The organism is Agaribacterium sp. ZY112 (genome assembly GCF_041346925.1).
Classification (GTDB): domain Bacteria; phylum Pseudomonadota; class Gammaproteobacteria; order Pseudomonadales; family Cellvibrionaceae; genus Agaribacterium.
Window position 1 is genome coordinate 3026460 of the sequence record NZ_CP166840.1, and the last position, 25511, is coordinate 3051970.

General features: G+C 44.6%; 23 protein-coding genes. 13 read left to right on the forward strand and 10 right to left on the reverse strand.

The features are described 5' to 3' along the window. Positions 1-64 precede the first annotated feature (64 nt). The gene (locus tag AB1S55_RS13150) at positions 65-196 is read right to left on the reverse strand and encodes a hypothetical protein (RefSeq protein ID WP_370978640.1); all 132 of its coding nucleotides are present in this window, start codon (positions 194-196) and stop codon (positions 65-67) included. 252 nt (positions 197-448) lie between these two features. On the opposite strand from AB1S55_RS13150, the gene AB1S55_RS13155 reads away from it, so the two are divergent. The 3 genes from AB1S55_RS13155 to AB1S55_RS13165 are packed head-to-tail and all read left to right on the forward strand — an operon-like array spanning position 449 to position 3793. Then, a complete protein-coding gene (locus tag AB1S55_RS13155; RefSeq protein ID WP_370978641.1) occupies positions 449-2113 on the forward strand; it encodes a nitrite/sulfite reductase in 1665 nt (554 codons plus the stop codon). Next, a complete protein-coding gene (locus AB1S55_RS13160) occupies positions 2097-2588 on the forward strand; it encodes a DUF934 domain-containing protein (RefSeq protein WP_370978642.1) in 492 nt (163 codons plus the stop codon). The genes AB1S55_RS13155 and AB1S55_RS13160 overlap by 17 nt, the downstream gene beginning before the upstream one ends. A gap of 38 nt (positions 2589-2626) precedes the next feature. Next, positions 2627-3793, forward strand: coding sequence for a cation:proton antiporter (locus tag AB1S55_RS13165; RefSeq protein ID WP_370978643.1), 1167 nt, complete (start codon positions 2627-2629; stop codon positions 3791-3793). A gap of 127 nt (positions 3794-3920) precedes the next feature. On the opposite strand, the gene sohB is transcribed toward AB1S55_RS13165, so the two are convergent. Genes sohB through AB1S55_RS13185 form a run of 4 tightly spaced genes read right to left on the reverse strand, consistent with a single transcriptional unit; the run spans position 3921 to position 8216 of the window. Then, positions 3921-4943, reverse strand: coding sequence for a protease SohB (gene sohB / locus AB1S55_RS13170; RefSeq protein WP_370978644.1), 1023 nt, complete (start codon positions 4941-4943; stop codon positions 3921-3923). A 19-nt stretch (positions 4944-4962) separates the two neighbouring features. Further along, entirely contained in the window at positions 4963-5619 is a 657-nt protein-coding gene (locus AB1S55_RS13175; RefSeq protein ID WP_370978645.1) for a hypothetical protein, read from the reverse strand. After that, positions 5610-6506, reverse strand: coding sequence for an NAD(+) diphosphatase (gene nudC / locus AB1S55_RS13180; protein WP_370978646.1), 897 nt, complete (start codon positions 6504-6506; stop codon positions 5610-5612). Before nudC ends, AB1S55_RS13175 begins: the two co-directional genes overlap by 10 nt. Next, positions 6507-8216: a CDP-diacylglycerol--glycerol-3-phosphate 3-phosphatidyltransferase gene (locus AB1S55_RS13185; RefSeq protein WP_370978647.1), complete on the reverse strand. Its 1710-nt coding sequence runs from the start codon at positions 8214-8216 to the stop codon at positions 6507-6509. A 370-nt stretch (positions 8217-8586) separates the two neighbouring features. On the opposite strand from AB1S55_RS13185, the gene nhaB reads away from it, so the two are divergent. After that, positions 8587-10083 carry a sodium/proton antiporter NhaB gene (nhaB, locus tag AB1S55_RS13190; protein WP_370978648.1) on the forward strand — a complete coding sequence of 499 codons (1497 nt, stop codon included), beginning with the start codon at positions 8587-8589 and terminating at the stop codon, positions 10081-10083. A gap of 79 nt (positions 10084-10162) precedes the next feature. Here nhaB and dnaQ read toward each other — a convergent pair whose 3' ends face one another. Genes dnaQ through AB1S55_RS13205 form a run of 3 tightly spaced genes read right to left on the reverse strand, consistent with a single transcriptional unit; the run spans position 10163 to position 12175 of the window. Then, positions 10163-10867: a DNA polymerase III subunit epsilon gene (dnaQ, locus tag AB1S55_RS13195; protein WP_370981596.1), complete on the reverse strand. Its 705-nt coding sequence runs from the start codon at positions 10865-10867 to the stop codon at positions 10163-10165. A 2-nt stretch (positions 10868-10869) separates the two neighbouring features. Continuing rightward, on the reverse strand, positions 10870-11301 hold the full coding sequence (rnhA, locus tag AB1S55_RS13200; protein WP_370978649.1) for a ribonuclease HI: 432 nt from the start codon (positions 11299-11301) through the stop codon (positions 10870-10872). A 4-nt stretch (positions 11302-11305) separates the two neighbouring features. Beyond that, entirely contained in the window at positions 11306-12175 is an 870-nt protein-coding gene (locus AB1S55_RS13205; protein ID WP_370978650.1) for a methyltransferase domain-containing protein, read from the reverse strand. A gap of 24 nt (positions 12176-12199) precedes the next feature. On the opposite strand from AB1S55_RS13205, the gene gloB reads away from it, so the two are divergent. Together gloB and AB1S55_RS13215 are read left to right on the forward strand one after the other, a co-directional pair. After that, positions 12200-13024, forward strand: a complete 825-nt coding sequence (gene gloB, locus AB1S55_RS13210) for a hydroxyacylglutathione hydrolase (RefSeq protein ID WP_370978651.1) — start codon at positions 12200-12202, stop codon at positions 13022-13024. 45 nt (positions 13025-13069) lie between these two features. Then, complete coding sequence (locus AB1S55_RS13215; protein ID WP_370978652.1) at positions 13070-14701, forward strand: LysM peptidoglycan-binding domain-containing protein; 1632 nt, start codon at positions 13070-13072, stop codon at positions 14699-14701. Positions 14702-14724: 23 nt separating this feature from the next. Here the strand turns inward: AB1S55_RS13215 and AB1S55_RS13220 are convergent, their stop codons facing one another. Next, a complete protein-coding gene (locus tag AB1S55_RS13220) occupies positions 14725-16158 on the reverse strand; it encodes an HDOD domain-containing protein (RefSeq protein ID WP_370978653.1) in 1434 nt (477 codons plus the stop codon). 155 nt (positions 16159-16313) lie between these two features. Between AB1S55_RS13220 and AB1S55_RS13225 the strand changes: the two genes are divergently transcribed. The 4 genes from AB1S55_RS13225 to AB1S55_RS13240 are packed head-to-tail and all read left to right on the forward strand — an operon-like array spanning position 16314 to position 21314. Continuing rightward, the gene (locus AB1S55_RS13225) at positions 16314-17930 is read left to right on the forward strand and encodes a peptide ABC transporter substrate-binding protein (RefSeq protein ID WP_370978654.1); all 1617 of its coding nucleotides are present in this window, start codon (positions 16314-16316) and stop codon (positions 17928-17930) included. Further along, complete coding sequence (locus AB1S55_RS13230; RefSeq protein WP_370978655.1) at positions 17930-18862, forward strand: ABC transporter permease; 933 nt, start codon at positions 17930-17932, stop codon at positions 18860-18862. Before AB1S55_RS13225 ends, AB1S55_RS13230 begins: the two co-directional genes overlap by 1 nt. Then, complete coding sequence (locus tag AB1S55_RS13235) at positions 18859-19725, forward strand: ABC transporter permease (RefSeq protein WP_370978656.1); 867 nt, start codon at positions 18859-18861, stop codon at positions 19723-19725. The genes AB1S55_RS13230 and AB1S55_RS13235 overlap by 4 nt, the downstream gene beginning before the upstream one ends. Positions 19726-19727: 2 nt before the next feature. Then, positions 19728-21314 (forward strand): ABC transporter ATP-binding protein, encoded by a 1587-nt coding sequence (locus AB1S55_RS13240; RefSeq protein WP_370978657.1) that lies wholly within the window; start codon positions 19728-19730, stop codon positions 21312-21314. Between the two features lie 16 nt (positions 21315-21330). On the opposite strand, the gene AB1S55_RS13245 is transcribed toward AB1S55_RS13240, so the two are convergent. Further along, on the reverse strand, positions 21331-22590 hold the full coding sequence (locus tag AB1S55_RS13245; RefSeq protein WP_370978658.1) for a diguanylate cyclase domain-containing protein: 1260 nt from the start codon (positions 22588-22590) through the stop codon (positions 21331-21333). Positions 22591-22789: 199 nt separating this feature from the next. Between AB1S55_RS13245 and AB1S55_RS13250 the strand changes: the two genes are divergently transcribed. The 3 genes from AB1S55_RS13250 (at position 22790) to murI (ending at position 25506) form a co-directional block, all read left to right on the forward strand. Beyond that, on the forward strand, positions 22790-23476 hold the full coding sequence (locus AB1S55_RS13250) for a Bax inhibitor-1 family protein (protein ID WP_370978659.1): 687 nt from the start codon (positions 22790-22792) through the stop codon (positions 23474-23476). 108 nt (positions 23477-23584) lie between these two features. Then, the gene (gene trmA / locus AB1S55_RS13255) at positions 23585-24685 is read left to right on the forward strand and encodes a tRNA (uridine(54)-C5)-methyltransferase TrmA (RefSeq protein ID WP_370978660.1); all 1101 of its coding nucleotides are present in this window, start codon (positions 23585-23587) and stop codon (positions 24683-24685) included. Further along, a complete protein-coding gene (gene murI / locus AB1S55_RS13260; RefSeq protein ID WP_370978661.1) occupies positions 24682-25506 on the forward strand; it encodes a glutamate racemase in 825 nt (274 codons plus the stop codon). Before trmA ends, murI begins: the two co-directional genes overlap by 4 nt. The last annotated feature ends 5 nt before the right edge of the window (positions 25507-25511 follow it).

Here is a 25511-nt window from a genome sequence, read left to right on the forward strand (position 1 = left end):
CAGGTAGAGCCTGTCGTGCTTGTTCGGCGCTTAGTAAAGCTGGCTTTTATGTTTGGCGGGCAGTTTATTGCCCTGCTATCCAAAAAATACAAGCGCTTACAAAGATAAGTATTAAGGCCACCGCAGCTAGCGTATTTGCCATACCTTCGTTGTTGTCATTGATTTGTTGATTGTGCAGTTCGATATTATCGTCCATGGTCAATCTCATCATATTTATTATTTGATTTATTGTGTCTTTTATACTTCGCAGCTTATCTATTTGGCAAGTAACGCATATCGTATATTGCAAATATATCTATAAAGGCCCTAGCTTTATAATCTGACCTACTCATAGGGCGCTTTTTCTCGCCAAAAAAGCCAGAAAACGCTATGCTTCGCGCCCACGCAGAGCCCAAGGCTCAATGCGCTAAACCCGCTTAAATGGCAGTAGCCCAAGGTAACCAGTACGATGTACGTTTACGACGACTACGATCATAAGATCATTAACGAACGCGTCGCTCAATTTCGCAGCCAGACAGAACGCTATCTCGAAGGCAAATTAAAAGAAGAAGAGTTCTTACCTCTTCGCCTGCAAAATGGCCTCTATGTCCAGCGCTTGGCTCCTATGCTTCGTATTGCTGTTCCATACGGCATGCTGAACTCCACACAGCTTCGAAAGCTGGCGCACATCACTCGAGTTTACGACAAGGGCTACTGCCACGTTACTACTCGTCAAAACATACAGTTAAACTGGCCTGCTCTTGAGCAAGTGCCTGATATTTTGGCTGAGCTAGCTGAGGTCGAGATGCATGCCGTTCAAAGTAGTGGCAACTGTATTCGTAACGTTACCTCTGATCAATTCGCTGGAGTGGCCAAGGATGAAGTAGTTGATCCTCGTCCCTACTGTGAAATCGTACGTCAGTGGTCTACTTTCCACCCTGAGTTTGCCTTCTTGCCTCGTAAATTTAAGATTGCAGTTTCTGGCACTGAAGAAGATCGCGCAGCCATTTATTTTCATGATATCGGCTTGCAGCTTATTAAAAATGAGAAAGGCGATATTGGTTTTAAAGTAATTGTTGGTGGTGGCTTAGGCCGCACCCCAATTATAGGTAGTGTTGTTCGTGACTTCTTGCCAGAAAAAGATGTCTTAACCTACCTTGAGGCTATTTTACGTGTCTATAACTTAAATGGTCGCCGTGACAACAAGTACAAGGCTCGTATTAAGATTCTTGTAAAATCAATGGGTGTCGAGGCCTTTGCCGCTGCTGTAGAAGCGCAGTGGGAACATGTACGAGATACTCAAACACGTCTTACCGATAAAGAAATAAGTAGAGCTAAGTCCTTTTTTACTGAGCCTGCTTACGACACCATTGATGAGCAGCAAAGCCTCGCTCTTTTGCAAGCAGAAGCCGAGAACAACAAGGCTTTTGCTCGTTGGCTAAAGCAAAACGTTCAGGATCATCGAGTAGATGGTTATCGTTCTGTAACCTTGAGCTTAAAACCTGTTGGCATTCCACCGGGTGATGTGAGTGACAAGCAGCTAGAAGCGATTGCTGATCTTGCAGATCGTTACAGTTTTGGTGAGGTGCGCAGTACTCATGAACAAAATGTGGTGCTTGCTGATGTTAAAGTCAGTGATCTTTATGATTTGTGGGCGGCACTTAAGCAAGCTGGTTTTGCTACCGCTAATATCGGCACCTTAACGGATATGATTTGTTGCCCAGGTGGCGACTATTGCTCTCTTGCTAATGCTAAATCAATTCCAGTCGCCGAAGAGCTTCAGCGCGAGTTTGACGATTTGGATTACCTATATGATCTAGGTGATATCGACCTGAATATCAGCGGCTGTATGAATGCGTGTGGCCATCATCATATTGGTCATATCGGTATTCTTGGTGTGGATAAGCGCGGCGATGAGTTCTATCAGGTTCAACTTGGTGGCAGCCAGCGCTATGACGCCAAGCTTGCAAAAGTACTGGGTCCATCGTTCTCACGCAGCGAAGTGAGCTCGGTGATTCGTAAAATTGTTGAAACTTACGTTGCTCAGCGTATCGAAGGCGAAAGCTTCCTTAGCTGCTATGAGCGTATTGGAATTGGTGCATTTAAGGAGCAGGTTTATGTCAAAGCTAGTTAAGTTAGGCAGTGTTGTTGAAGATAGCTGGGCCCTGCTTGAAGAGAGTGATCTGCCAGCTAGTGCAGCGGAGCTTAAGGAATTTAGTTTAATACCTGTAGCTACCTATTTGGCGTGGGCTGATGATCTGCCTGCCAATGTGAGCCCTTGGTTAAGCAGTGATGTTGATGTTGAGTGTTTGCGCCCTGTATTGGCAAAACTTACACTTATTGCTTTGAATTTTGCTGCTTTTGCCGATGGCCGCAGCTTTTCACAAGCGCGCATCCTACGCGACCAACTTGAATATCAAGGTGAGCTTCGAGCTGTGGGGGCCTTTATTCAGGATCAGCTGTTTTTCCTTCGCCGCTGTGGTGTTGATAGCTATAGCGTTGCCGACGATGCAGATGTTGAATCTATGCAGGCAAGCTTGAATGATTTTACGGAAACCTATCAAGCGGCCTGTGATGTTCAGGAGCCTCTATTTAGACGTCGTGTTTAGGCTTTTGCCAAAGCACGATTCGCCCTATACTAAGTGCCATGGAAGGTCACTTATTTGATACATTTTTTCTTGTGTTTTGCAGCGCCGCAGTCGCTGCAACACTTGCCTTATACAGTCGGCAGCCTCTATTCCTAGCCTATATTGGCATGGGTGTGCTTTTAGGGCCCTATGCTTTTGGCTTAATTAGCGAGGTTAATGCCGTTTCTGAAATGAGCCATATCGGCATCATTTTCCTGTTATTTCTTCTCGGCTTAGATATGCAGCCTAAAGCTTTGGCGGCTGTATTAAAGAAAGCGACACATATTGCGATCCTTAGTTGTTGCGCTTTTGCCTGTTTGGGCTTTGCTATTGCCATGGCTTTTGGTTTCTCCATTCAGGAGTCGATGATTTTTGCCATGGCAAGCATGTTCTCGAGCACCATTATTGGTATTAAATTATTGCCAACCACGGTCCTTCATCATCGTCATACTGGTGAGATGATGATTGGCTTGCTACTTCTTCAGGACTTTGTCGCCATATTCTGCCTGTTGGTGCTCTTGTGTAGTGGCAATGAAACATTTGAGCTGCAACCTCTGTTGCTCGCCTTGGTGGCCTTGCCCTCATTGGCTATCGCCGCATTTGCTTTTGTTAAATACGTGCTTTTAAAACTGATTGAAAAGAACGACCGTATTCATGAGTATATTTTTCTAGTTGCTATTGGTTGGTGTTTGGGTTTAGCGGCATTGGCTGAATACTGCTATCTATCTGCGGAAATTGGCGCGTTTATAGCGGGTATTTCGTTGGCGACCAGCCCTATCTCACAGTACATTGCCTTAAATCTAAAGCCTTTGCGTGATTTCTTTTTGATTTTGTTTTTCTTTGCTCTAGGGGCTCAACTAAATATTGCTCTACTACCGGACGTATTTTGGATTACCGTGGTTTTTGCTTTGGTGTTGTTAGTTGCAAAGCCTTTGATTTTTTATACCTTATTGCGTCAACATAGCGAGCGCAGTGCCCTGGCTTGGGATATTAGTTTCCGACTAGGGCAAATCAGTGAGTTCTCCCTATTGATCACTTTATTGGCTGTTGGCCAAGGGTTAATTGGTGAGCGCGCTTCAGTCGCTATTCAAAGCGCTGCGATCATTACCTTTATAGTTAGTAGTTATATTGTGATTCTCAACTTTCCGAACCCTATTGCTGTTAAGGATAGCCTAAGGCGTGATTAGCTAGTTGGAATCTCTTTATGGCTTAGGCCTTTAATTGTTTAAACAAAAAAGCCCGCTGCATGTATGTGGCGGGCTTTTTATTAGAGTAAATATAAGTTCGAGCTAGTGAATGCTAAGGCGCCGTTAATTAACTAAAGTAGCGCTGACTTAAAACCGACATGGCGCGATTAAGGGCTTTTTCTACACTGGCGGCAATGCCTACTCTCTCAGCCAATGTTGGTTTAACTTGAATGCTGATTTCGTAGATATCAGCATGTTTAGACTGCTCAAATAAGTACTCATCAGAAGTAATAAGCTCGTCAACCAATTTGACGTCTAAGGCGCGACTGCCAAACCAAATTTCACCTGTTGCTACGGAATCAATATCGACACTATCGCGATTCTCTTTGACAAAGGTTTTAAATAATTCGTGTGTATCCTCGAGCTCTTCGCGAAATTTTTCACGGGCTTTATCTGTGTTTTCGCCAAACATTGTCAAGGTGCGCTTGTATTCACCCGCAGTGTGCATCTCGTAATCAATGTTGCTTTTTTCAAGTAAGCGATGGAAGTTGGGGATTTGAGCTATCACTCCGATTGAGCCAATGATGGCAAAGGGCGCGGCTAAAATTTTATCTGCAATACAGGCCATCATATAACCACCGCTGGCGGCTACTTTGTCGACACATATGGTCAAAGGAATGCCTTTGTTGCGTATACGGCTCAGCTGGCTTGCAGCGTAACCATAGCTATGGACCATGCCGCCGGAGCTTTCTAGCTTGATAAGTACTTCATCATCTTTATTGGCTTCGGTTAATATTAAGCTTATTAATTTGCTTAATTGCTCGGCATCAGAGGCTTTAACATCGCCATCAAATTCGGTGACGAAAATACGCTTCTTGGTCTCGTTAGCTTCTTCTTTTTTGGCCTGTTTTTGTTTTTTCTTTTCTTCTTTATTGTGCTTTTTTAGGGCTTTTTCGTCGAGCACGGAGCTTTGCATGATCTCGTGATATTCTTCAAAGCGCTCGTTGATTTTTTCAACTTCAATTTGCTCCTCCCCTCCTTTGTTTTTATGCATAGCGCTAGAGGCAATTATTGCAACAGCAATAACCAGAACCACTAGAAAAGTGAGGGATTTGGCCAAAAACAGGCCGTATTCGCTGAGAAATTCCAAAAGTTACTCCTAATTATAATTAGCGCCAGTACTGAACGGCTTTTTTTGCTATTTCGTTTGAAGGGCTTGCACTTAAGCCGTTATGACTAAGGGAAAGCTGATAGTGGGCCTTGTCTGCCATTGGTAGGAAGGTGGCACTGCCATATACGGCATCGACGCCGGGGAAAAACTCATTGTATTCCTGCATAAGTTTCCATGCATCAAATATGAGTGGCGCATCACTAAGCTCATAGACACTGCGAGGCTTCATTCGTTCTTCTTCAAGGGAATAATAACGACCGCTGATACGGTCTAGCTCGATACCAGGTTTTGCTCCAATTGCTGCAATCACTCCGGTCCAGCGAACAATACGAGCATCAATTTGCCATTGATCTCCGTAAATCTCGTAATCCGCCGAGGGTTTATCGATGTAATAGGAAATGTGAGCTCGATAATACTGCTTGTCGATTTGCTCAAAGCTAATGGAGGCCAGTGCTTTTTCTTCAAGCAGTTCGTCGTAGCTGCTTAAGTCAAAAGCGGCTATAAAAATAAATACTGCAGCAATGAGTAACAACAAGCCTGAACAGCCTCTTATCCAAGGCAGAAACCAGCTAAAGCGTTTCATAATCTTAATGCTAAGAAATAATGTAAGCCCGCCAAGCACAATGGCTAAGCCAGTGACGGTAGCTAAATACATAGTGCGCTTCCTTCTTTAAGGGCGTGGTCGATAAGGTGGCGTGAAATCGTATAATGACCCGGTAGAGTCGGTAAATCATCAAGTTTAAACCAACTTGCGTGCACGATTTCGTTAGTGTCTATATGAATATCGCCGCCAGCATAATCGGCAATAAAGCCAAGCATAAGCTGACTGGGGAATGGCCAGGCTTGTGAAGAGTGGTAGCGAATGTTTTTTATATTCACACCGACTTCTTCTTTCACTTCTCGGATAAACGCCTGCTCTGCTGTTTCGCCGACCTCAATAAAACCGGCTATTGCACTATATACACCCGGCTTATGGTTAATGCCGTTGGCTAATAAAATTTCATCTTCTCTTACAATGACGCCAATCACACAAGGCGCAAGGTCTGGGAAAAATAGACGCTCACATGAGCCGCATTGTAACGCACGCTCATTAGTATGCTTTTGGGTTTTGCCGCCGCATGAACCGCAGTACTTATTGTGCTGTAGCCAGTGAGCTAGTTGTACGCCACGACTTGCAAGTAGCGCTTGTTCTTCACTTGCCTGTTTTAAAAAGGCTCGAATGCTTAGCCACTGCCAATACTGTGGTAGCTCAATGGCTTCTTCTAAATTCCATAGGCCAATGGATTGCCCGGCAATGTTAGCAACATGACTGCAGGTTTGAAGTTTGTTAAAGCTAGAGCCTGAGCTAAGAGCGCTTTTTTTATCAAGTAACAGTTCATTGACTGAGGGACTATTAACGTAAGCCTTACCAGATACTTGCTCAGCTTGCCCACCCACTTTGCTTAGTGCTGAGCATTTAACGGCGATTTCATCACCCTTAATTAATATATAGCTATTGGCTGTTTCACTAAGCCAAGCATCGTGTGACAAACAAAACGTCATTTACAAACCGTAGCCAAGAGCATTTAAGCTTTCTTCGGCAATGTTAAGTACTTTGTCATCGAGCGAGTCGAGAGATGCCGTTGAGTCAAAATAATATTCAATTGAAATAATGGCATCAGCAAAGGTTTCAAGCACTTCATCAATAGCGGCAGGAGGCTCATCTAAAAGCAAGACTTCATCTACAAAAACGCTGCTTCTTTGCAAAAGTGAGGACGCTTTTTCTAGACCCAATATTTGCATAGCACCACGAATAGCATCGAGTGTTTTTGCAATATTAATGATATGACCAGTGTCATAGCCCGAGGATGAAAATGAGTTAAGTGCGCGCTTAGTCAGGCTTAAACCGCTTAAGCATTCTTCTCGGACTATGGCTAGGGCACTGGATAGTTCATGAGAAATAACTTGCTGATCTCTGGTTGTGACGTCGGAGCTATGGTCTCCGTGGACGTTGGCGTGCTGTAAGTTTGCTACCAGACTCTCTATATAAAGTAAGCAGTTGGCTACTTCATCCAATTCAGCTTCATCAATAGAGTCACTATTGTCGCTCCAGCCTTTAACTACGTCTAGTTGAGTTTTAAGGGTTTGGCTGGCTGAGTTAAGCCCGATAATAGATAGTGTCTCGCCTATTTTATTTAATATAGAAACAAAGCTGTCTAGATCGTTAACAATGGCTAACGCATTTTGCGAGCCGCCCTCTAGGGTGCGTTTTGCACTGGTAAGCTCGGCGTGCAAAACTTGGGCAAGGGTGTTAATCGTATGGCTGCTTGGGCCATATAGAACAGCGTACTCTTTTTGCAGCTCTCGCTCAGTATAAGGCAGTTTAAGTTCAGGGCATGCTTGATGTACCGCCTCACAAGCCTCACTTTTGTGGCCGCTTAGAGTAATCAAATACAGTAGCTCCTTAACAATCACCTTGGGAGCTGGTGACTGGAAGCTTTCTTCGCCCTGTAGCTCAACCTGCCTGAATACTTTATCTACATACATAAAGATAAACTTTCGGGTCTCAAGTGGAGACATATCGGCATCAATAAGGGCTTCTAAGGCAACATCAGCCAACCACCATAAGGTGCTCAAGTTTTGCTCACCGCTGAGGTTCCAAACTCGAGCCAAGCCCTTACGCATAAGGGAGACCCCCTGCTTGACCTGTTTCTCTTTGATCAGAGCCAGCAGACCAAGCTGATACATTTGTCTTGCTCGACGTACCTGAGAGACAAGTCCTTCGCTGGTTGCTACTACTTTCTTCGGGGGCGGTGCTTGTAAACCTTGAGGCACACTAATCGGTAAAAAGTGGCTTTCAGTAAGAGCTTGTTCGCGCTGTAGCTTTCTTAAGGCATTGATGTGAGGGATTAATAAACCAGGAACTTGTTGCTGAACTTGATTCAGGTATTCAAGGTAGCGAGGCAGGATGAAGAAGGTATTGGTTGTCACTTCAAGTATTGAGTCAAAACGCTTACCTTGATGCTCAGTTTCAAGGCTCTGCAGTACGCTACTAAGTTCTTCAGCAAGCATACCTGCGCTGTTCAATTCCAATAAGGTAAAGGTGCCAATGATTTGCTGTGTTGCTTTAACGGCTTCGGTTAAAGCATTGGCTTGTTTGCAGTCCCCTCTTACGTACTCTTCAAGGTGTTTGGCTGAAGAATCTACGGTGGCGACTAATTCGTCTCGCACCATGTTCAGTGATTGCAGATTGATACTCTGATCCAGACTCACGATTGGTTTTCCTAACTATTCATTGGATTGAGTTTTAGATATCCATCAATTGTAACGCTATTTGTTCGCTTTGGCGCAAAATATCATTGTGTTTCTTGAGCTTATCGCACACATTTAACTTGATATCTAGAACTCAAGCCCTAAAATTTGCCCCTCGTCACCTTGGTGCAAATATATGTGGCGATTAACTATGGCTGCTCAATAAAGGGGCGCTCAGGACTTTAGCTCTCTACACTGGTAACAGTTTGCTGGTTTTCTCAGGGCTTGGATGTCCGAGGCAGTAAGTTTATTTTAAGTTTAAGCCATATAAACTCAAAGTGTTCTCCGACTGCAAAGGTAAGAACACAAAGCTAACAATGCAGGGTATACAATGACAACAACCGCTCAGGCTTTTAGCAGGAACTTCCTGGGTAATTCGCCTACTTGGTATAAGAATGCGATTATCGCATTTCTAATTATCAACCCTATTATCTTTCAAATCAGTCCATTCTTAGCCGGTTGGGTATTGATTGGCGAATTTATCTTCACATTGGCGATGGCTCTAAAGTGCTATCCTCTCCAGCCTGGTGGTCTGCTTGCAATTGAGGCAATTGCAATAGGCATGACCAGCTCAAATGCAGTCTACGAAGAAGTGGTACATAACTTCCCCGTCATACTGTTATTGATGTTTATGGTTGCTGGCATCTACTTTATGAAAGACTTGCTTTTGCTCGTCTTCACAAAGATCTTGCTGCGTATACGCTCCAAGATGCTGCTGAGCTTTCTATTTTGTAGCGTTGCGGCCGTATTATCGGCATTCCTGGATGCTTTGACTGTCACAGCGGTTCTTATTACCGTCGCTGTCGGCTTTTACGCTGTTTACCACAAATTTGCTTCTGGAAAAAAAGACTCAAGTAAACACGACCACAGCCAAGACGGCGAGGTGCACTCACACCACCGTGAAGACCTAGATGCCTTCCGAGCTTTCTTGCGCAGTTTGATTATGCACGGTGCAGTAGGTACGGCATTGGGCGGTGTGTGTACTTTGGTTGGTGAGCCCCAAAACTTGCTTATTGCCGAGGTTGCCGATTGGAACTTTATTGAGTTCTTTATGGTTATGGCACCGGTTTCTATGCCTACCTTGGCGGCAGGCTTAGTGACCTGTCTAGTGCTTGAGAAAATTAAAATACTTGGCTATGGCGCTGAGTTACCTGAGCGTGTTCGCGAAGTTTTAGTAGATTATGATTCTGCTCAAGGCTCTAAGCGTACTTTGCGTCAGCGTAATGAACTTATTATTCAAGGTGTTGTTGCTGGCTTATTGGTGGTTGCTTTGGCCACACACGTTGCCGAAGTGGGCCTTATCGGTCTTGCAGTGATTGTACTTTTGACCGCGTTTAACGGCATTATTGAAGAGCATCAAATTGGTCATGCATTTGAAGAGGCGCTGCCTTTTACTGCTTTACTTGTTGTGTTCTTTGCCATTGTGGCGGTTATTCATGAGCAGCACCTGTTTTCGCCGGTAACTGAGTGGGTATTGGCATTTGATGACGATGTTGAAGGCCCAATTCTATTCTTGGCGAATGGCTTCCTATCTATGATTAGTGACAATGTATTTGTCGCTACGGTTTATATCGGTGAAGTAAAAGCCGCATTTGATGCTGGCACCATTACCCGCGAACACTTTGAGGAGTTGGCTGTTGCAATCAATACAGGTACAAACTTACCAAGTGTTGCGACCCCTAATGGTCAGGCGGCGTTCTTGTTCTTGTTGACCTCAGCGGTAGCGCCGTTGATTCGTTTATCTTACGGTCGTATGGTGTTAATGGCTCTGCCCTACACCATCGTGCTGACTATCGTAGGTTTGGCAATGGTGACCTTCAATATCTAATTAGTAAGTCACCATTGTAAAAAAGGCGCCTAAGGGCGCCTTTTTTGTATCTATCGTTTTAGTCTATAAGGCCACCACTTTAGCGGCGCCAAATCACAGCATCCCCTGATTTTTTGGCAATCGTATCTAGCTTGGCTTCGTGACGCTCTAATTCCTTGGCATTGGCGGTTAGTACAAAGCCGCCTTGACGTCCAGTAACAGCTTCTATTGTTTCCGAACCTCCGCCGCTTGAGCTGCTATCACTACCATCAAAGGCTAAGCGTGTTTGCCCGCCTGTCATCATAAGATAAACGTCGGCGAGAATTTCGGAGTCGAGTAAGGCGCCGTGAAGATCGCGTTGGCTATTATCTATGCCATAGCGTTTGCACAGTGCATCTAGATTGTTTTTTTGTCCTGGATGCTTATCGCGTGCAAGCTTAAGGGTATCGAGGATACCACAGCGGCTTTCCAGTGGAGCGACACCTGCGTTGAGCAGCTTAAACTCGTGATTTAAAAAGCCCACATCAAAGGGAGCGTTGTGAATGACTAGTTCTGCCCCATCAACAAAGTCAATGAACTCATTAACAATACGGGCAAACACAGGTTTATCAGTTAGAAATTCATTGGTAATACCGTGAACTTCCATTGCTCCTTGATCAACTTCTCGTTGAGGGTTGATGTATTGGTGGTAGTGTCGGCCTGTTAACTTTCGATTAATGAGTTCAACACAGCCGATCTCAATGATTCGGTGACCGGCAGAAGGCTCTAAACCCGTTGTTTCAGTATCAAGTACAACTTGGCGCATCATTAGAGTTCCTCTATACCGCGATTAGCAAGATCATCTGCCAGTTCGTTACCTGGGTGACCGCTGTGCCCTTTTACCCAATGCCACTTGATTGTATGCCGTTGAGTCGCTTCATCAAGGGCCACCCAAAGGTCTTTGTTCTTCACTTCTTTTTTAGCTGAGGTGCGCCAACCATTGCGTTTCCAGTTGGCAATCCAGCTATTAATCCCATCTTTTACATAGTTGGAATCTGTCGTTAATTTGACTTCGCAACTTTCAGTCAGCGCATTAAGAGCCTCGATCGCTGCCATAAGCTCCATTCGATTATTCGTGGTGTCTTTTTCACCACCACAGAGTGTTTTTTGTTGACCGTTATACTCTAACACTGCCCCCCAGCCACCGGGTCCAGGGTTTCCTTTGCAGGCGCCATCAGTATAAATATCTATCTTTTTCAATGTGTTATCGCTTTGTGTGTTGTATTTCTGTTTTTTTACTGCTGGTTTTTATCGAGCCGCGAGAAGCTACACGAGCGCCATATAAGGTTCTCGATAAAACCAAGGATCGCCAGTCAGGTTTAAGTAAATTAAGCCCCGACTGCTCTTTTTTGGCGGTCAAACACACAACAGAAGAGAATGGGAAATTAATGCGATCCAAATAATGGCAGAATCTTGTACTTAAACGAAGATAGCTACCATGGTTGATTGGCAGAGTATGACAGATATGTTTTGTCGACTCGATTTTAAAATCTAAAAAGTTAAGCCAGTCTTTGATTCGGTAAGTCATAAGTGATCGACGGTACCATCCAGTGTGGGGGCGAAATGCACCGCTTAACTTTGCCCACATGCCACTTAAACTTATAGGATTGAAAGCGACAATGGCGATATCGCCACCATGCTTACAGACTCGGGCTGCCTCTTTAAGCAACTGTTGAGGTTCACTACTGTACTCGAGCAAATGATGAATAATGACAAGGTCAATGCTTTGCTCATCAAAAGGTAGTTGTTCGAACTCGGCTTCGACTAAGACCACAGCATTATTCGGTTCTAGCTCAGTACCGTGCGGCTTTAAGCGAATAACTTGACGATAATGCGACTTGGCCGTTGGGCAGCGCTCAGGCACAAGGCTCAGTTGAAGTACTTTCTGGCCTCTGTGTTTATCGAGTAGGCGCCTGAGGTTCCTGCATTCACCGCGAATTAAGTGTTGTGCTGCAGCCTGCGTAAACCATTGGCGAAGCTCTATGATGCGATGTTCTAAATGGGGTTGGTTGTGTTCGGCGCGGCTAAAGCGCTTTTGCCATGCGGTATACTTGTCTTTTAATCTACTAAGCATGCCCTGTCCTTTAATGGAGCTCGTGTGACTAACCCTACTATAAATATTACCCCTTTGCCGATCTTAGCGTCTAATTACCTTTGGCTTATTCGGCAAGATTTGCATGTATGGGCGGTCGACCCTGGTGATTCGGTCGAACTGTGTAAATATATTAAAAGCGAGGGGCTTAAGCTTAAAGGCGTTTTGATTACCCATAGCCACAATGACCATGTAGGTGGGCTTGAGTATCTGCTTCAAGCTTATCAAGTGCCTGTGTATGCACCAAGGCACCCCAAAATTGAAGCCCTTGCCGCGTCGTTTTTTAGAGCTGTGGATGAAGGCGACAAACTGCAGCTATTTGAAGGTGTAGAAGCTTGCGTTTGGCACGTGCCAGGGCATTTAGATGAGCATGTCGCCTTTATTGTTAATGAAGCGGATAGTGATATTGATAAAAAAGCCGCTGGCCCGCACCTATTTTGTGGCGATACTTTATTCTCAGCTGGCTGTGGACGCATGTTTGCAGGCCCTGCCGAGCTCTATTTATCTAGCTTGTTGCGTCTGGCGGCTCTACCAGATGCCACCAAGGTTTATTGTGCGCATGAGTACACTTTAGCGAATCTTGAGTGGGCATTAAGTTTATTACCCGCAGACGCTGCCTTATTAGATAAAAAGCGGCGAGTACAGGACCTACTTGATAAGGGGCTAGCCAGTTTGCCTTCGACAATAAGGGATGAAAAACAAGCCAATCTTTTTCTGCGTACAGACGAAAAAGCGCTTCGACAGATTCTTTCAAAGTGGCATAAGCTACAGTTAAACTCGGCAGACGAGTATTTTTCGGTCTTAAGGCAACACAAAGATCATTGGGCTTAGCTTGTGGCTTAAGGCAGCTAGGCTCTGTTAAACTTGGTCGCTTTTGTGGCTGTATTGTGTTTTATCTCTATGCGTTGTTGTTTTTTATTACCATCTGTTTTGGGTGCCTGCTTAATACTAAGTGGTTGTGGTTTGCCTTTGATAAAAGAGGATGTTGAGCTCAGTCATTCCTTAGCTGATGAGGCTAACCCTCTTGATGATCTCTGCTTTCAAACTGAAGCCGAACTCGATACGCAAGCAGCTTGGCAGCCTTATAATCTGTGGCAGCGTGTGATTGATAGCTATGCCCTTGAGTTTGAAGACAACAAGCGCATTCAGCAGCAGTTAAAGTGGTATAAAAAACACCCTGATTATATCTACCGGGTCAGTGTGCGAGGTACACCCTACCTTTATTATATTGTTGACCAGCTTGATCAGCGTTCTATGCCTGCAGAGCTCGCCTTCCTACCTATTGTTGAGAGTGCTTTTGACCCATTTGCTTATAGCCCAGGGCGCGCATCTGGTATGTGGCAGATTATCCCAGGAACGGGGAAAATGCTCGGCTTAAAACAGAGCTGGTGGTATGACGGTCGCCGAGATGTTGTTGCCTCAACGGATGCTGCTCTTGTTTATCTAGATAAGCTTCAGCGTCAATTTGATGGTGACTGGCTATTAGCCCTAGCTGCCTACAATAGTGGCGGCGGTACTGTTCGCAAAGCCATACGTAAGAATAAGAAGAAGGGAAAGCCAACCGATTATTGGAGCTTAGATCTTCCTCGAGAAACCAAAGATTATGTGCCTCGTTTATTGGCCCTTGCCACCTTGATGCGTGAGGCGCACGAGCATGACATTGAATTACCTCACGTTGCTAACGAAGCACACTTTGCTGTTGTTGATGTTCAGGGACAGATTGATTTAGCTCAGGCCGCAGAGCTAGCCGAGCTTGAGATGCAAGAGTTTTATCGTTTAAACCCAGCTTTTAATCGCTGGGCTACAGATCCTGAGGGGCCGCATACACTGGTACTGCCCATCGACAAGCACCATCAGTTTGGGGATAGATTAAAAGAACTGCCAGCTGAATCCCGCATTAAATGGCAAAGACATACGATTAAAAGTGGCGAAACACTCTCTCACATTGCTAATAAATACGGTGTATCGGTTGCTACCTTGCAAAGCGTAAATCGTATCAAAGGTCATAATATCCGTGCTGGTAAGGCCTTGTTGGTCCCTATGGCAAGTAAAGGGGCTTCGTTTTATAGTCACAGTGCCGATCAGCGTTTAGTTAAAAAACAGGCCTCCGGCGGTAAAAACGGACGCAACAAGGTGCAGCACCGCGTAGTAAAAGGCGATTCTTTTTGGTCTTTATCTCGCCGTTATGGCGTGAGCAGTTCGGCAATTGCTAAATGGAATAATATGGCGCCACGCGATACTTTGCGTTTAGGGCAAAGTTTGGTTATTTGGACTCAAGCTTCTGATAGCTCTTTAGCTTCCACTCAAGCCGAGACCGGCCAGGGTGAACAGTTTATTCGTAAACTGAATTATCGAGTTCGATCGGGCGATTCACTGTCTCGAATTGCCTCAAAGTTTAGTGTGTCAATTAATGATATTGTGCGCTGGAACTCCCTAAACAGTAAAAGCTATTTGCAGCCAGGCCAGCGCTTGGTGTTGTATGTGGATGTAAAGTCAGGCCGAGGTTAGTCTGGCTACTTCTTTTGAATAGATTAGTGGCTGTTTGAGAGCGTGTTTAAGCAAAGCTTGGCTTGGCTACAGAAATGCCTAAAGGATTCAAACTGCTCCGCATCAATACGACCACCAAAAAAAGCTCTGTCGGCATAAACGATGGCTTTGGGTTTATTAGCGATATAAATGGTGTACAGCAAGCAAGGAAGGCGGCCGAGTACATCTCTAAGGTCTTGAGCGTAGAGCTCTTCGTGCTCTTGAACGAACTCACTGTCCAGCCAGCAACTGTCCCCCTGCTCCAAGGCATAACTAAATACTGTGTCGCTATAAGGGTTTGCATCAAAGCGAAAGCGTTCTCTCCACGTCTCTGTGCCTTGCCCTAAGGCATATTTTGCATTGGCCTTACCCGCCTTTATAAAGGCAACGGCTACTCGCTCTAAGCCTACGCCTCGATGCAATCCTTCTAGCAGTGTTTGAAAGATCATATTGACATCGGCAGGTCCGCTGGCGGAGGTATTTAACTCTCTTAAGACGCTCAGTTGCAATTTAGGGTCGGGCTGCATGATTTGGCTAGAAGGGCTGCGCTCTACAAAATAAGCGCTATCTACTGAGCTTGGAATCATTGGGCAGGCATCAGGCGCGCCGTAACTCAGGGCGACTTCTGAAGCTTTATCGGCTGAGCGCTTCACGGATCTTAACGCCTCATCGATGCTCACACCTTGAAATTCGGCTACTTCGGTTAATACTTTTTTAAATTGCGGGCTATCCCAGCCATATAAAGCAGCGCGGCTAATGCGTTCTCCCGTGATGACGGCCTTAACACCATCACTGCTGACATCGCCCTTGAGTGCGGCTACTAAGGTATCACCGAGCTTCCATTGCTCGGCCAATTCTTGAGTGAGGCCTTTAAAACTCCCACCCAATAAGTCATTTTGGGCTTGCTTGCGAACTTTAGGGTCTGAACTTAATAAAGCCTGTTTTTCTTCGCATAATTCTTCGCTAAGCCAGAATGCCATTTCTCCCAAATTGAACAATAATGCAGCAATAAAAACAGGTTCATCTTCTGCGTGTTTACCTGTTGCCGTCTTGCTTTGTACAAGAGATTGAGCCTGAACGGCTGCATGAAAACCTTGGGCCACAAGCTTAAGTACGTGCTCTTTACTTTTACCTTTGAGCATACGATCAAGTACTAACAAGGAGATGCAGATGGCTCTTACACCTTTTAAACCAATAAGAACAATGGCACGAGAGATGGTATTAATCTGTTGTTGGCTGTAATTAAACTGCACACTGTTAGCGACGCGTAGCACATGGCTGGTAAGGTTGGGATCTCTTAATATCACTTCAGCAAGTTGAGCTGCGCCACTTTCATCACTCTCTGTAATTTTATTGAGCTCTGCGATTACACTGCCAAGCACCGGCATGTTTTTAGTTTTTAAGCGCTTAACCCAATTCTTTAATTTTTGAGAGGACATTCTGATCCTAGTATGTGTGGTTCATCCTAAGTGAGGCGCTTAAACGGACTTGCCTCTTGCCTTTGTCTCTTAGCTTCTATAGCTTTCTACTTTTAAAAGTTTAGTCTATGCAGGCCCGCCGCGCTTACCTGCGGTAGCTACATATAAGGAAGTTTATGAAGATCGTTATTGTTCTTGCACTCAGTCTTTTATTTTCTGCGTGTTCGAAGGACAGCTTAACTCCAGCAGAGCAAGGGGTTCTTGATCAAATATTGTTAATTGCAAACAGTGACGAACCTAGGGAATTAGACCCCCTACTTAGTACGGGTAGCCCAGAGCACAATATCCATTTAGCTTTATATGAGGGCTTGGTTACTAAACACCCAAAAACCTTGGCGATTGAGCCAGGTGTAGCCGAGTCATGGAGCTTAAGTGAGGATGGCCGTACTTACCGTTTTAAAATACGTGACGAAGCCCGCTGGTCAAATGGAGAAACAATCACTGCAAGTGACTATGTTTGGTCTTGGAAGCGTTCGCTTATGCCCGCCCTTGGTAGTGAGTGGGGGTATTTGAAATACTATCTAGAAGGTGCCGAGGCCTACCACAAAGGTGAAACGGATGATTTTTCGAGTGTTGGTGTTAAAGCTCTTGATGATAAAACCCTCGAAATTACTTTAGTAGCTCCCTGCCATTTCTTTCTTCAATTGCTAGATCATTACAGTTACTTTGCTGTACACCCAGAAACCATTCTTGCTCACGGTGCGATCGACCAACCTGTTAGTAAGTGGACTTTACCGGAAAACTGGGTAGGCAATGGCCCCTTTGCATTAAGTAAATGGGTGCTTAATGATGTCATCGAAACAAAGAAAAATGAGCATTATTGGGATGCGGCTAATGTAAAACTAAATGGTGTTAATTTTTATCCGATTAGCGACCAGCAAGCAGAGGTTCGAGCTTTTCGAAGTGGCAAGGTCCACCTTACTTATTCGGCCTCTCTGGCGATTGAGAAAATCCCCTACTTTAAAAAACAACCTGGCAATGTGCTTCGCGTAGATCCGATTTATGCTTCTTATTATTATGAGTTTAATACTCAAAAAGAGCCCTTTAATGATGTGCGAGTACGCAAGGCATTTAGTTTGGCAATTGATAGGGCTCTGTTGACGGAACGTGTCAGTAAGGCCGGTGAAACGCCATCTTGGTCTTTGGTTCCGCCAGATCCAAATGGTTATGAGCCTAAGCAGTATTTTAACTATGATGTTGTTAAAGCTAAGCAGCTGCTTGCTGAAGCAGGATACCCAGAAGGCGACGGTTTCCCTACTGTTGAACTTTTATACAACACGAATGACAATCACCGAAAAATTGCCTTAGCTATACAGCAGATGCTGAATCAGAACCTTGGTCTTCAGATTGAGTTGGTGAATCAGGAGTGGAAGGTCTTTTTAAATAGTCGCCGCGATCTAGAACATGACATAGCTCGTGCTGGTTGGATTGCTGACTACCTTGACCCTAGCAACTTTTTAGAGATTCTTGTATCCGACTCGGGTCAAAATAACACCGGTTGGGAAAATAACGAATACGATCACATTATTAAACAGCTTAAATTCACTCAAGATGTAAACGAGCGTCGAGCTTTGTTTGAGCAGGCAAATAAAATACTTGCGACTGAGTTCCCTGTTATGCCTATTTATATTTATACCGATGTAAATATTGTCGCACCCGAGGTTAAAGGTTGGTACGGCAATGTTATGCATTACCACCCCTACAATCGTGTTTATTTAGAAGCTCAAAAATAATGTGGCGCTACACCCTTAAGAGAATTTTGGCAGCAGTGCCGGTTTTATTTACTGTTGTACTTATTACGTTTGTGCTTGTGCGTGTTGCACCTGGTGGCCCCTTTGATGAGGAGCGTCGGGTGTCAGCTCAGGTATTGGAGAATTTAAATAAGCGCTATGATTTAAATTTGCCTATTTATCAGCAATTTATTAATTACCTTGCTAAAGCTGTACAAGGTGATTTAGGCCCCTCTTACAAATACCCTAATCGTACGGTAAGTGAAATTATCGCAAGTAGTGCGCCTGTTACGATCGAGTTAGGCTTTTATGCCTTATGTTTTGCTGTTTTATTTGGCTCTGTAGTAGGTGTTTTCTCCTCTCTAACACCCAACACTTGGCGGGATTACGTACCGATGAGTGTGGCCATGATAGGCATATGCATCCCCAGTTTTGTTTTGGGACCCCTGCTTGTCCTTGTTTTTGGTATTCACCTTGAGTGGTTGCCGGTTTCTGGTTGGGGCTCAAGCTCAGGCGATAAGTTGCTACCAGCACTGACACTGGGTGCGGCTTATGCCGCTTATGTTGCTCGTCTCTCTCGGGGAGGCATGCTAGAGGTACTTAATCAAGATTATATTCGTACGGCAAGAGCTAAAGGTTTAAGTGAGTGGCAGGTAATTAGCCGCCATGCTTTACGGGGAGGCTTGCGACCTGTAGTTGCTTTTTTAGGCCCTGCTGCTGCGGGCTTGTTATCAGGCTCTTTTGTTGTTGAGACGATTTTTCAGATACCCGGTATAGGGCGCTTTTTCTTACAAGCTGCCTTTAATCGTGACTACACCATGATTCTTGGTACAACAATATTTTTCTCGTTTTTGATTATTTTGTTTAATTTACTAACCGATTTATTACAAACATGGATGGACCCTAAATTACGTCAAGCGAGTTCACGCAAATGAGTACAGAAATAAGCACCTCTAGCTCGCTTTATTTGGACGCTCTGCGCCGCTTAAAGGCAAATAAATTAGCGATGGCTGGAACACTGTTTTTAATTGTTCTGTCGCTTGTCAGTCTATTTACCCCATGGATTGCTCCTTATTCTTATGAAACTCAAGACTTGTTGCTAGGTGCAACACCGCCTTCTGCTGAGCATTGGCTCGGTACAGATGTGCTCGGTCGAGATCAATTAACGCGAATTATGTACGGTAGCCGAATATCGCTAATGGTTGGTTTGGTCGCGACTGCGGTTGCATTAATTATTGGTGTATTGTGGGGCACTATCGCCGGTTACGCCGGTGGGCGCACTGATGCCTTTATGATGCGTATTGTCGATGTACTTTATGCTTTGCCTTTTGCTATTTTTATTATTTTATTAATGGTTGTTTTTGGTCGTAGCCTATTATTACTTTTTTTGGCTATTGGCGCGGTTGAATGGTTGACAATGGCCAGAATTGTTCGAGCCCAAGTACAGGCAATTAAAGAGCAAGAATACGTAAGCGCAGCTCAAAGTATGGGCTTTGGCCGTTTACATATTATTAAGCGCTACCTGATCCCCAACGCCTTAGGGCCGATTATTATTTACACTACTTTAACAATCCCTAATGTGATTTTACTTGAGTCATTTTTGAGCTTCTTAGGCTTGGGTATTCAGGCGCCGCAAAGCTCGTGGGGTTCTTTAATTAGCTACGGGGTGGAAAGTATGGAGGAATATCCGTGGCTGTTGATCTTTCCTGGGCTTGTTCTTTCTCTAACACTTTTCTCCTTGAACTTTTTAGGTGATGGTTTACGTGATGCTCTTGATCCACGCGCCTCAAAAAACTAATTATGCTGACGGTTAAAAATCTCAAAATACATTTCAAGAATCGCAAGACCATTAATGTCGCTGTCGATGATATATCGTTTAGCCTCAGTCGCGGTGAGACGCTTGCGATTGTTGGAGAAAGCGGCTCTGGAAAAAGTATCAGTTGCTATAGTTTGCTGGGCTTGGTTCCCTGCCCTCCCGGTGACATAAGCTCGGGCACGGCGGTTTTTGAGGGTGAGGATCTACTCAGCTTAAATGAGCGGCAGTTAAGAGACATTCGTGGTGCAAAAATCTCCATGATTTTTCAAGACCCAATGACCTGCTTAACGCCTCATATGCGCATTGGAGAACAAGTTGCTGAAGCCCTTAAGGCTCATCAATCCTTGAGCAATAAAGAAGCGCAAAAACTAGCTATAGACGCCTTACATGAAGTCGGTATTGTCAATCCAGAGCAGCGCTATAAAGATTACCCTCATCAGTTTTCAGGTGGCATGCGTCAACGCGTGATGATAGCTATGGCTTTAGCTACTCAGCCTGAAATATTAATCGCTGATGAGCCGACTACGGCTTTGGATGTCACAGTGCAAAAGCAAATACTTGAGCTTCTTGCGCAGATTCAACAGCAGCGTCAATTATCCATTATTTTTATTTCGCATGATTTAGCTGTAGTGAAAACGGTAGCAGATAGAATTCTGGTTATGCAAAAAGGCTGTATAGTCGAGCAAGGTTTAAGCCGTGATGTCTTAAAGCATGCAAAACATCCCTATACGCAAACCCTATTGGATGCCGTGCCAAGCTCATCTAAACCGCAGCAGTTTGTGCGAGAAAAAGGCGGGGTTATTGTCGACATTAAGTCACTTCGTGTGAACTTTGCCGTAGCAAAGAGCGCTTTGTTTGCCCCTAAAGTGGATGATTTTCGAGCTGTTGACAACGTTAGCTTTGAAATCCATGAAGGGGAAATCTTAGGGCTTGTGGGTGAATCGGGTTCTGGTAAATCCACCATCGGCAAGTGTTTAACTCGCCTGTGCAAACCCAGTTCAGGCTCTGTTTACTACAAAGGCGACGATCTATGTCGCGCTTCTGCTAGTTCTTTACAGCGTGAAATCCAGATGGTCTTTCAGGACCCTTTTGCCTCTTTAAACCCAAGAATGACGGTCTTTCAAACACTGTCAGAACCCTTATTGGTACATGGGCTTGCAGCTAAAGCTGAATTACACGATCGAATACGGAAGTTACTTAGCGATGTTGAGCTTGATGAAAGCGCTATGGGGCGTTATCCGCATGAATTCTCTGGTGGGCAAAGACAGCGTATAGCCATTGCTAGAGCGCTGGCTTGTGAGCCTCGCTTATTAGTTGCCGATGAGCCTGTCTCAGCATTGGATGTGACAGTGCAAAAACAAATACTAGCCCTGCTCTTAAACTTAGCTAAAGAGCACCAGCTAAGTATGCTGTTTATTTCACATGATTTAGCCGTGGTAAGGTATGTCTGCGACAGAGTCTTGGTGCTTAAACATGGCGAGCTTGTTGAGCAAGGGGCATGTGAAGACTTATTTAGCGCTGCATCACATAGCTATACCCAACAGCTTATTGCATCGATTCCTGAGCTTTAGCTTTTAGATAGTGGCATTAGCTGGCTTCACACTCATGGCGAGCCATATTGCGACCATCACGCTTAGCTGATTGCAAGGTGAATTCTGCTCGCCTAAATAAGGCCTCTGGGCTTTCTTCTTCGTTTGATGGAGACGCTGTGGCCACGCCGATACTGACACTTAACCAAGGTGAGGCATTGTGTGCTAACTCTGTGACGGGGATACGCAATGCTTCAACGCTTTTACAGCAGCGTTCTGCAAGCTCTCTAGCTTCTAGTGCTCCTGTATCTGCGAGAATCATGGCAAATTGATCACCGCCGTAACGCGAACAACAAATTTGGTTGGGTGCGCTTTTTTCAACTTCTTTAATGATTGAAGCGACGGCCACAAGGGCTTGATCACCTGCACTTCGACCATAAAACTCGTTGTAATGCCTGAAAAAGTCTAAATCTATCATGATTAGAGACATGCTTTGGCCTGCCATTTTGCAGCGGTGCCACTTCATTTCTATTTGGCTTTCACATGCATGCCTATTTGCGAGACCTGTGAGTGTATCGCTAATGACAAGGCGCTGAAGCTTGTCGTTGTCTTTACGCAAAGCGGTTTTCATCTGCTTGAGCTGCAAGTTGCTTTGCTCAAGGCGTTCGTTATTACGTTTTAGCTCCTGAATCAGGCGACTGTTATCTTGTCCTAAAAACAGGGCTCTATTACTAAAGCGATAAAGATAATGAGCTGAAGCCAGAATCAGAAAGCAAAACACAAGCAGCATGGTTGCGATTTGCTGCTCGAAACCTTCACCGCTAAAAAGTAATTTGGCAGCTGCAGGCACTAAGCAGCTAACAACAAAACTGGCACTGGCCCAGCGGTAAGCACTTAGGGTGACCGCGCTCGCTGCTGAGACAATCGCGAGTGTTAAAAACAAGAACATCTGATGGGATGCGGAATCATCGGGGTAAATAATGTAGGCCGCACTCGCCCAAGCTAGACCGGATGCGCCCGATAACAGGGTAATAAGAAGTTGCCAATTGTCGCTGGCTTGAGCGCTTTCACTTTCTCGCCGATAGCTGCGTAATAGGTACAATCTAGATATATAGGTTGCAGTGCACAGACATAACCAAGTGATAAGGTTAACTAATGGGGTGTGCCCGTACATAAATACGGTAAAAATGGCGACGTATACCAAAATGATACGTATCGCACTGACCTGGGAGGAACTAACGAAGTCATTTCGCGCCTTGAGAACAAGGCTCTCGTCCTTAAGGATTTCACTCTCAGCCGGGAAAAAGGAGCTCGGCATCGAAAAACCAGAAAATTAGTTGTTTACGGTTTGCTATGGCTGATTCTATCATAAATCTTATTTCCCCATAGAGATTCCTGCTTATTCAATATGTCATTTGGCTATAAGGCCCCAAACTAAAACGAGATTGAGAACCAATATTGAAAACCGAGGTCAACCTAGTATGATGGTAAAAGGACTGAATTGAGGAGCCTATTTCATGCAAGAAATTTATAGTCAAAATCAACAGGCGGCGCGCCCTGCAAATGTCGCCAAAGTGTTGCGTAACACTTACACCCTACTCGCAATGACCTTGGCTGCAAGCGCCGCTGCGGCTGGTGTAGCGATGGCGGCTGATGTGGGTCGCGGAGTTGGAATGATCTGTAGCTTAGCGGCTCTAGGAATTGTTTGGTTTGTTCTGCCGCGCACTGCTAATTCCAGTAAAGGCATATTTGTTGTCTTTGCCTTCACTATTTTACTTGGTGTAGGTTTGGGGCCAACTCTTAATTATTATATTGCTGCTTACAGTAATGGCTCTGCGCTAATTATGCAGTCCTTAGGTTTAACGGCACTGGTATTCTTTGGTCTTTCTGGTTATGTATTAACCACGGGTAAAGACTTCAGCTTTATGGGTGGCTTCTTAATGACAGGCTTGATCATTGCTGTTGTTGCGATGCTCGGTCTTATGGTAGCTGGTTTGTTTGGTATTCACGTTCCAGCCATGAGTTTGGCACTCAGCGCTATGGTGGCTCTGTTAATGTCTGGCTTTATTTTGTTTGACACCAGTCGAATCGTTAACGGTGGCGAGACAAACTACATTATGGCTACTACCGCTTTGTACCTAAATATCTACAACCTATTTACTAGCCTTCTTCATATTCTAGGTGTCATGGGTGGTGATGATTAAAGTCTAAGTTCATAGGGCTTTATTAAACTTAAGTATGCTAGGCTTAAGTTCATCACAAAGGCGCGATTGTTATATAATCGCGCCTTTGTCGTTTATGAAGTCTAATTCATGTCTAGTTTTCCTATCGGTCGCGCTCAACCAGAGCTTTATGAAGAGCAGTTAAGCAAGAAGCTACAGAAGACCCAAGAAGAGTTTGCTGCGCTTTATCGTGCTGAAGTAGAAAGTTACCCATCTGCTGCAAGCCATTATCGTATGCGTGCGGAGTTTCGTATTTGGCACAATGATGAAGGCTCGCATTACGCCATGTATGAGCCGGGCAATTATAAAAAACCTGTATTGATTACCCTGTTTGATATTGCGGGTAAGCAAATTTGCGCTTGTATGCCTCGCCTGTTAGAGCAGATTAATGCCTGTGATATCCTCAAAAAACGCCTCTTTCAAGTTGAGTTCTTAAGCACCTTAAGTGGTGAATTATTAGTTACCCTTATCTACCATCGAGCACTTGACTCAACGTGGGAGGCTCGAGCCAAGCAGCTTGAAAATCAAATCGACGCATTTGTTATTGGCCGCTCTCGCAAGCAAAAACTCACTTTAAGCCAAGATTGGGTGACAGAAGAGCTAGAGCTGCAATCGGGTAGTTTTCGCTTTCAGCAGGTCGAAACGGGCTTTACTCAGCCCAACGCTAATGTCAATCGCAATATGCTGAACTGGGCCTGTAAACACAGTGAGGGCTTTGGTGGCGATTTATTAGAGCTCTATTGCGGTAATGGGAATTTCACCATCCCCTTATCACTGGGTTTTGACAAAGTACTTGCTACAGAGCTTGCCAAGGTTTCAACCCGCTCTGCCATTCACAATATAGAGTTAAATAAGCGAGACAATATTCAATTGGTTAGGCTTTCGGCCGAAGAAGTTACTCAGGCTTTTAATGGTGTGCGTGAATTTCGTCGCTTAAAAGATATTAATTTAGACGCTTATAACTTCACGACCGTTTTTGTTGACCCTCCTCGCGCAGGCATAGATGAAGATAGCCTGAAGTTTATTCAGCGCTTTGAAAATATTATTTATATTAGCTGCAACCCTAGTACACTGAAATCTAACTTGGAGCTGCTTGATAGTACTCACGTTGTTGACAGAATGGCTTTATTTGATCAATTTCCCTATACCGATCACCGTGAATGCGGTGCGATTCTAAAAAAACGAACGTGAATCAGAAAATTAAGGTAGTTATATACGACTCCGGTGCTGGTGGTCTATCAATCACCCGTCAGCTAATATCTCGAGGTGTGTACTGCGATCTTTTTTATCTTGCTGATAAAGCGGCCTTCCCTTATGGCAAGCTCAGTGAGCATGAATTGCTTGGGCGAGCCATGAAGTTAATGCAGCACTGTCAAGCTCAGTTTGCGCCAGACCTAGTTATTGTTGCTTGCAATACGGCAAGCACTCTATTGCTCCCTCACTTACGTAAGCGCTGGAATATTCCTTTTATTGGTGTGGTACCAGCGATAAAACCCGCTGCGGCTCTTAGTCAAAGTAAAACGATTGCTGTGTTAGCAACTGAGGCGACTATTCAGCGCCCTTATATTTATGAGCTTATAGATGAACATGCCAAACACTGTCATGTTGAGCTGCTGGCTTGCCCCAATTTAGTGGCATTAAGTGAAGAATTTATAAGAACAGGTGTTGTTGATGCCGAAGCATTACATGAGCTACTAAGGCGCCTATTTGAGGCTCACTCTAAGGTTGATACTTTGGTGCTGGCCTGCACTCACTTCCCGATTTTAAAAGCGCACATAGAGGCTTTTACAGAAAACTTAGCTGTTCGTGTGATAGATTCAAGCGACGCTATTGTCAATCGATTTGTACAGCTTCAACCGAATGCTGCAATCGATAAAGCAGCTAGTAGCCCACAAGTAACATTTATAAATACAGCTGCTGAGCGCTTAAGCCATTACGCGGATTATTTAAGTGAATTTCAGTGCCCTGTCACTTTTATCGAGCATTTCGCAGACGAAAAAAAAGCGCCCTAAGGCGC

What these genes read in the sequence shown, in the direction of transcription:
- AB1S55_RS13225 (WP_370978654.1), top strand. Translation starts at nt 16,314, where the DNA reads ATGAAGATCGTTATTGTTCTTGCACTCAGTCTTTTATTTTCTGCGTGT.
- AB1S55_RS13205 (WP_370978650.1), bottom strand. Translation starts at nt 12,175, where the DNA reads ATGCTTAGTAGATTAAAAGACAAGTATACCGCATGGCAAAAGCGCTTT.
- AB1S55_RS13165 (WP_370978643.1), top strand. Translation starts at nt 2,627, where the DNA reads ATGGAAGGTCACTTATTTGATACATTTTTTCTTGTGTTTTGCAGCGCC.
- AB1S55_RS13240 (WP_370978657.1), top strand. Translation starts at nt 19,728, where the DNA reads ATGCTGACGGTTAAAAATCTCAAAATACATTTCAAGAATCGCAAGACC.
- AB1S55_RS13235 (WP_370978656.1), top strand. Translation starts at nt 18,859, where the DNA reads ATGAGTACAGAAATAAGCACCTCTAGCTCGCTTTATTTGGACGCTCTG.
- dnaQ (WP_370981596.1), bottom strand. Translation starts at nt 10,867, where the DNA reads ATGCGCCAAGTTGTACTTGATACTGAAACAACGGGTTTAGAGCCTTCT.
- AB1S55_RS13150 (WP_370978640.1), bottom strand. Translation starts at nt 196, where the DNA reads ATGGACGATAATATCGAACTGCACAATCAACAAATCAATGACAACAAC.
- trmA (WP_370978660.1), top strand. Translation starts at nt 23,585, where the DNA reads ATGTCTAGTTTTCCTATCGGTCGCGCTCAACCAGAGCTTTATGAAGAG.
- AB1S55_RS13155 (WP_370978641.1), top strand. Translation starts at nt 449, where the DNA reads ATGTACGTTTACGACGACTACGATCATAAGATCATTAACGAACGCGTC.
- AB1S55_RS13250 (WP_370978659.1), top strand. Translation starts at nt 22,790, where the DNA reads ATGCAAGAAATTTATAGTCAAAATCAACAGGCGGCGCGCCCTGCAAAT.
- AB1S55_RS13220 (WP_370978653.1), bottom strand. Translation starts at nt 16,158, where the DNA reads ATGTCCTCTCAAAAATTAAAGAATTGGGTTAAGCGCTTAAAAACTAAA.
- AB1S55_RS13175 (WP_370978645.1), bottom strand. Translation starts at nt 5,619, where the DNA reads ATGTATTTAGCTACCGTCACTGGCTTAGCCATTGTGCTTGGCGGGCTT.
- nhaB (WP_370978648.1), top strand. Translation starts at nt 8,587, where the DNA reads ATGACAACAACCGCTCAGGCTTTTAGCAGGAACTTCCTGGGTAATTCG.
- nudC (WP_370978646.1), bottom strand. Translation starts at nt 6,506, where the DNA reads ATGACGTTTTGTTTGTCACACGATGCTTGGCTTAGTGAAACAGCCAAT.
- AB1S55_RS13160 (WP_370978642.1), top strand. Translation starts at nt 2,097, where the DNA reads ATGTCAAAGCTAGTTAAGTTAGGCAGTGTTGTTGAAGATAGCTGGGCC.
- AB1S55_RS13230 (WP_370978655.1), top strand. Translation starts at nt 17,930, where the DNA reads ATGTGGCGCTACACCCTTAAGAGAATTTTGGCAGCAGTGCCGGTTTTA.
- AB1S55_RS13245 (WP_370978658.1), bottom strand. Translation starts at nt 22,590, where the DNA reads ATGCCGAGCTCCTTTTTCCCGGCTGAGAGTGAAATCCTTAAGGACGAG.